This is a genomic window from Longimycelium tulufanense, from assembly GCF_014645795.1.
In the GTDB taxonomy this organism is placed as follows: Bacteria; Actinomycetota; Actinomycetes; order Mycobacteriales; family Pseudonocardiaceae; genus Longimycelium; species Longimycelium tulufanense.
On record NZ_BMMK01000028.1, the window covers coordinates 72,481 to 79,205 of the forward strand.

Sequence of the window (6,725 nt, forward strand, 5' to 3'; positions counted from 1 at the left end):
ATTCACACTTACGCACGCACCCGTCGGCCCCGGCCGGCCGGCCGAAAACACCAGGAGGACACGTGTCGCCAGGGCAGATCGCCGCCCTAGTCGCAGCGGGCGCCTTCGTGCTACTGGTGCTGTTCCTGGCGATCGTGCTCATCAAGCTGGGCCGCGCGCTGGACGAGATGACCATCGCCATCCGCAAGGCGCACGAGAACAGCGACCCGCTGTTCGCCGGTGCCAACACCACCCTCAACCACGTCAACACCCAGCTGGAACGCGTGGACGGGATCACCTCCAACGCGCGCGCGGTCACCGGCAACGTCTCCGCGCTGACGTCGTTGTTCACCGCCACCCTGGGCGGTCCGCTGGTGAAGGCCGCGGCGTTCTCCTACGGCGTCAGCAAGGCCGTGCGTGCGCGACGCAAGCGCAAGGCGGAGGCCCAGGCCGAGGGCCGGCACTCCCGGCGGCGAGGGGGCAAGCGGTGAAGCGCCTGTTCTGGTTCGGTCTCGGCGCCGCCGCCGGCGTGGCGTTGACCCGCAAGGCCGCCCACACCGCGCGACAGGCGACCCCGGCCGGGCTCGCCGCCAACGTCTCCGATGCGCTGCGGGAGCTGGCCGGCGCCGTCGGCGCCTTCGGCGCCGACGTCCGCGCCGGCATGTCCGAACGCGAGCGCGAGCTGCACGAGGTGGTCGAGCACCGCACCGGCCCCGACGCGGGCCGGTCGGCCCGGGCCACCGCCCGTGGCACCCTGGAGTCGCGCCGGTCCGACGGATACCCGCAGCTCGCCCGCGACCACCGGCGGCCCTCCGGCGCACGAGCGCGCCGGGCGGGAGGCTGACCGCGCGGCCCCACCGCGCGACGGCCGTCCCGCCGCTGAGACAGACCGCAGGCCCGTCGCTGCGCGCGGCCCGCAGCGCCCGCAGCGTTGACCAGAGGAACGACCCACCGTGCAGACCCACGAAATCCGCAAGCGCTTCCTGGAGCACTTCGAGCGCAACGGCCACACCGTCGTGCCCAGCGCCTCCCTCATCCTGGACGACCCGAACCTGCTGTTCGTCAACGCCGGCATGGTGCAGTTCAAGCCGTACTTCCTCGGCGAGGCGCCGCCGCCATACAAGCGGGCCACCAGCATTCAGAAGTGCGTGCGCACCGGGGACATCGACAACGTCGGCCACACCACCCGGCACAACACGTTCTTCCAGATGGCCGGGAACTTCTCGTTCGGCGACTACTTCAAGGAAGGCGCCATCGAGCTGGCCTGGCAGCTGGTCACGGGCAGCCAGGACGACGGCGGCTACGGCTTCGACCCGGACCGCATCTGGGTGACGGTCTACCAGGACGACGACGAGGCGGCCAGCCTCTGGAAGAAGATCGCCGGCCTGCCCGAGGAACGCATCCAGCGCCGGGGCATGGAGGACAACTTCTGGTCCATGGGCGTGCCGGGCCCGTGCGGCCCGTGCTCGGAGATCTACTACGACCGTGGCCCGGAGTACGGCCGGGAGGGCGGCCCCGTCGTCGACGAGGACCGCTACCTGGAGATCTGGAACCTCGTCTTCATGCAGGACGAGCGCGGTGAGGGCTCCGGTAAGGACGACTTCCCCATCCTCGGGCCGCTGCCGGCGAAGAACATTGACACCGGCATGGGCATGGAGCGGGTGGCCTACCTGCTGCAGGGCGTGGACAACGTCTACGAGACCGACCTGGTGCGCCCGGTGATCGCCAAGGCCGAGGAGCTGACCGGCCGCAAGTACGGTGCGAATCCCGAAGACGACGTCCGGTTCCGGATCATCGCCGACCACGCGCGCAGCGGCGTCATGCTCGTCGGCGACGGGGTGACCCCGGGCAACGAGGCGCGCGGCTACGTGCTGCGCCGGCTGCTGCGCCGGATCGTGCGCTCGGCCCGGCTGCTCGGCACCACCGAGCCGGTGCTCGGCCAGTTCGCCGAGGTGGTCCGGGACGCCATGGGCCCGGCCTACCCGGAGCTGGTGACCGACTTCGAGCGCATCGAGCGCGTGGTCACCGCCGAGGAGAACACCTTCCTGCAGACGCTGAGCACCGGTACCAAGATCTTCGACACCGCGGTGGCCGAGACCAAACAGGCCGGGCGCAGCCTGCTCAGCGGGGACAAGGCGTTCCAGCTGCACGACACCTATGGTTTCCCGATCGACCTGACCCTGGAGATGGCCGGCGAGCAGGGCCTGCAGGTCGACGAGGAGGGCTTCCGCAAGCTCATGGCCGAGCAGCGGGCCCGGGCCAAGGCCGACGCCGCGGCCCGCAAGACCGGCCACGGCGACCGGACCGTCTACCGGGAGCTGCTCGAGCTGGGCGGCACCGAGTTCACCGGCTACCAGGAGCTGGCCAGCGAGGCCACCGTGCGCGGCCTGGTCCGGGAGGGCGAGCGCGTGCGTTCGGCCGGTGAGGGCGAGATCGTCGAGATCGTGCTCGACCGCTCCCCGCTGTACGCGGAGTCCGGTGGCCAGGAGAGCGACGCGGGCACCATCACCTCGTCCAACGCCGAGCTGGAGGTGTTGGACGTGCAGAAGGTGGCCCGCAAGCTGTGGGTGCACCAGGTGCGGGTCACCAGCGGGGAGATCGCCGAGGGCCAGCACGTGCTGGCCCAGGTCGACCCGGAGTGGCGGATCGGTGCCCGGCAGGGCCATTCCGGCACCCACGTCGTGCACGCCGCGCTGCGGGAGGTGCTCGGGCCGTCGGCGTTGCAGAGCGGCTCCTACAACAAGCCCGGCTACCTGCGCCTGGACTTCGCCTGGCCATCGGGGCTGTCGGCACAGACCCGCAGCGAGATCGAGGACGTCTCCAACCTGGCGGTGCGTCGCGACCTGCCGGTGCGGGTGGTGTACACCTCGCTGCCGCAGGCCCAGGAGATGGGTGCGCTGGCGCTGTTCGGCGAGACCTACGACGAGACCGTGCGGGTGGTCGAGATCGGCGGCCCATGGTCGCGGGAGCTGTGCGGCGGCACCCACGTCGAGCACGCCTCGCAGATCGGACCGATCATGCTGCTCGGCGAGTCCTCGGTGGGCTCGGGCGTGCGGCGGCTGGAGGCATACGTGGGCATCGAGGCGTTCCGCACCCTGGCTCGGGAACGGGCCCTGGTGCAGAACATCGCCGCCCTGCTCAAGGTGCCCAACGAGGAGCTGCCCGGCCGGATCGAGAACCTCATCGAGCGACTGCGCAACGCCGAGAAGGAGCTGGAGAAGCTCCGCGCCGGCCAACTGCTGGCCTCGGTGGGCAACCTCGTGAACACCGCTGAGGACGTGCGCGGGATCTCGCTCGTCGCAGCCGCGCTGCCCGACGGTGTGAGCGGCAACGACCTGCGGCAGGTGGCCACCGAGGCGCGCAACAAGCTCGGCAACCGCTGCGGCGTGGTCGCGTTGTTCTCCGCCGACCCGGCCGCGGGCAAGGTCAGCTTCGTGGTCGCCACCACGGCGGCCGCGCGCGAGGCCGGCCTGGCCGCCGGCAAGCTGGTGCCGTTGTTCGCCGCCGAGGTCGGCGGGCGCGGCGGCGGCAAGCCGGACATGGCCCAGGGCGGCGGCACCAACCCGGCCGGCGTGCCGGCCGCGGTCGCCGCGCTGCGCCGCGAGCTGGCGGCGCTGGTCGAGTCCGGGTCGGTGTCCACCGGGTGAGCCGGCAGCACCCGCAACGGCGGCCGGACCGGCCCGGGAGCGACGATCCCGGACCCGGCCGCCGGCTCGGCGTCGACGTCGGCGCGGTACGCGTTGGGGTGGCACTCAGCGATCCGGCACCGCTTCTGGCCAGCCCGCTCGTTACCCTGGCCCGCGACGAGGCCAGCGGTTCCGACCTGGAGCGGTTGGCCGCCCTCGTCGCCGAGCACAAGGTGGTCGAGGTGGTCGTGGGCCTGCCGACGACGCTGGCCGGACGGCACGGACCGGCGGCCGAGGCCGCCGTGGCCTACGCCGAGGCGCTGGCGCGTCGGGTCGCACCGGTGCCGGTGCGCCTGGCCGACGAACGGCTGACCACGGTCACCGCGACCCGGGTGCTCGCCGGGCGAGGGGTGCGGGGTCGTAAGCAGCGCGCGGTCGTCGACCAGGCCGCCGCGGTGGAGATCCTGCAGTCGTGGCTGGACGCGCGCCGAAGGTGAGCACGGGCGGAACCGCCCACCTCCCCACCGGGCCCGCGGTACCCGGCACGGCACAACACAAGTGATCGTGAGCGGCTGATCGTGCACGACACGGTCGCCTCCGCTACAGGACACAGGAGCACCTGGTGAGTGACGACCTCGGCCTGTTCGCCGACACGCCCGATGACGGGTCGGGACAGCGCGAGGCGGCCCGCAGAGCACCGCGCCGCCGGCTGGTCACGGTGCTGGCCGTGGTGTTGGGCCTGGCCATCATCGGCGGGGGCGCCTGGTACGCGCTGCACCTGTTCGGCGGGTTCGGCTACGACGACTACGCGGGCAACGGCGAAAGCGACGTCGTGGTGCAGGTGGAGCCCGGCGACAGCACCAGCGCCATCGCCACCCGCCTCGCCGAGCACGACGTGGTCGCCAGCCCCAAGGCGTTCGTCAAGGCCGGGGCGAACAACCCCAAGGTGACCGCCATCCAGCCCGGCTACTACCTGATGAAGACCAAGATGTCGGGCGCGGCCGCGGTGCAGCGGATCACCGAGCCGAACGCGAAGGTCGGGTCCTTCGAGGTGCGCGGCGGGATGCAGCTCGACGACACCTCGGACAACGCCGGCAAGGTCTACGAGGGGATCCTGGCCAAGATCTCCAAGGCCAGCTGCACGCAGCAGAACGGCGAGAGCACCTGCGTCCCGGCCGAGGAGCTGCGCGCGGCTATGGAGAAGACCAATCCGAAGCAGCTGGGCGTGCCCGACTGGGCGCTGCCGTCGGTGGCCAAGGCCGAGCCGAAGCGCCGGCTGGAGGGCCTGATCATTCCGGGCATCTACTACGTCAAGCCCGGTTCCTCGGCCGAGGAGCTGCTGCGCGACGTGCTCAAAATTTCGACCGAGCGGCTGCAGGCGGCCGGGATTCCCGGCGGCGCCGTCGACACCGGCTTCACACCCTACGAGGTACTGACGGTGGCGTCCCTGGTGGAGAAGGAAGCGGTCACCAAGGACTTCGCCAAGGTGTCCCGGGTCACCTACAACCGGCTCGCCATCAACAAGAAACTGGAATACGACTCGACGATCAACTACGTGCTGGACAAGCAGCACATCACCACCAGCGACGCGGATCGCGGCCGGCCCGGCCCGTACAACTCCTATCTCACCACCGGATTACCGCCCACGCCGATCTCCGCGCCGAGCAAGGACGCCATCAACGCGGCGATCAAGCCCACACCCGGCCCGTGGCTGTTCTTCGTGAAGTGCCAGAAGGACGGAACCACCTGCTTCGCCGAGACGTTCGAGGAACAGCAGGCGAACGAACGGAAAGCCAGGGCGAACGGGGCATTCTGAGGCAATGGGCACCGAGGTCACGCGCAGGGCGGCGGTGGTCGGTTCGCCGATCACCCACTCCCTGTCACCCGTGTTGCACCGCGCGGCATACACCGCGCTTGGCCTGGACGGCTGGGAATACGACCGGATCGAGTGCGATGACGCCGGACTCCCCGGCATGGTGCGGGAGCTGGGCCCGGAGTGGGTCGGGCTGTCGGTGACCATGCCCGGGAAGAAGGCCGCACTGGCGTTGGCCGGGGAGGCCACCGAGCGGGCCGTGGCCGTGGGCGCGGCCAACACCCTCGTCCGGTTGCCCGACCGTGGTTGGCGGGCCGACTGCACCGATGTGGACGGTGTGGTCGGGGCGTTGCGTGCCGCCGGCGGCTACCGGCGTGACCCGGGTGGTACGGCGGTGATGCTCGGCGCGGGCGGTACCGCCATGGCCGCGCTCGCCGGTCTGGCCGAGCTGGGCGTGAACCAGGTTCAGCTCGTCGTGCGCGACCCGGTTCGCGCCGCGGATGCGTTGGACTGCGCGAAGCGAGTGGGTGTGTCCGCCACCGCGGTGCGGTGGGCCGAGGCGGACCTGGCCGCGCTCGCCTCGGCGGCGGACGTCGTGGTGAGCACGGTGCCCGCCGGCGTGGACGAGCCGACCGCGGCCGCATTGGCCACCGCCCCCTGCGTTCTCGATGTCATCTACCACCCGTGGCCGACGCTGTTGGCGCGGGCGGTGGCCGAGCGCGGCGGTCACCTCGCCACCGGGCTGGACATGTTGCTGCACCAGGCATTCGGGCAGGTGGAACAGTTCACCGGGAGACCGGCCCCGCGGGAGGCGATGCGGGACGCCCTCCGCGCCGCCACCGGCCACGTGCTCCCGCTGCCTCTGGCCGCGGACTCCACGCTCTGACGCCGCAAAATAGCTGCGCGGTACGGTAATCCGCTGGTGGATCTACAGGTGCCGGTGGGCAAGGCCGGCTTGGCCCTGCTGGCAACGAACGTGAGTCTCGGCTCGCGCCTCGTGGCGCATCCGGTGTGTCGAATTCCGTTTCCTCACACCGGAACGTGCGGTTCCAGACATGGGAACGGGTTGCCTCCGCCCGGAGTCGGGGTCGGGCGGAGGCAACCCGCGTTTGGTGTTGGATTGCTCGGCTCCGGGCTTAGCTGCGCGCCTTGTCGCCGCGAAGCGATGCTCGCTTCGTCCGTCACCTCGCGGTGGATCCGGTTGTGCCGGATCCAGTGATGGCTAGGTGTTCTGTCCTGTGAGGTTGGGGATGCGGTGGGCGGGTGGGCCGCCGATCGCGGTGTGGTGGCGGTGATGGTTGTAGGTG

6 protein-coding genes are annotated in these 6,725 nt (G+C 71.2%); all 6 read left to right on the forward strand.

Annotation, left to right across the window (positions count from 1 at the left end; genetic code table 11):
• The first annotated feature begins 62 nt into the window (after nt 1–62).
• Nucleotides 63–470 carry a DUF948 domain-containing protein gene (locus IEY55_RS23775; protein WP_189060757.1) on the forward strand — a complete coding sequence of 136 codons (408 nt, stop codon included), beginning with the start codon at nt 63–65 and terminating at the stop codon, nt 468–470.
• Nucleotides 467–823: a hypothetical protein gene (locus tag IEY55_RS32200; protein ID WP_229686685.1), complete on the forward strand. Its 357-nt coding sequence runs from the start codon at nt 467–469 to the stop codon at nt 821–823. Before IEY55_RS23775 ends, IEY55_RS32200 begins: the two co-directional genes overlap by 4 nt.
• A 109-nt stretch (nt 824–932) precedes the next feature.
• Entirely contained in the window at nt 933–3,626 is a 2,694-nt protein-coding gene (alaS, locus tag IEY55_RS23785) for an alanine--tRNA ligase (protein WP_189060758.1), read from the forward strand.
• A complete protein-coding gene (ruvX, locus tag IEY55_RS23790) occupies nt 3,623–4,102 on the forward strand; it encodes a Holliday junction resolvase RuvX (protein ID WP_189060759.1) in 480 nt (159 codons plus the stop codon). The genes alaS and ruvX overlap by 4 nt, the downstream gene beginning before the upstream one ends.
• A 125-nt stretch (nt 4,103–4,227) precedes the next feature.
• Nucleotides 4,228–5,421 carry an endolytic transglycosylase MltG gene (mltG, locus tag IEY55_RS23795; RefSeq protein ID WP_189060760.1) on the forward strand — a complete coding sequence of 398 codons (1,194 nt, stop codon included), beginning with the start codon at nt 4,228–4,230 and terminating at the stop codon, nt 5,419–5,421.
• Between the two features lie 4 nt (nt 5,422–5,425).
• Nucleotides 5,426–6,304 (forward strand): shikimate dehydrogenase, encoded by an 879-nt coding sequence (locus tag IEY55_RS23800; protein ID WP_189060761.1) that lies wholly within the window; start codon nt 5,426–5,428, stop codon nt 6,302–6,304.
• The last annotated feature ends 421 nt before the right edge of the window (nt 6,305–6,725 follow it).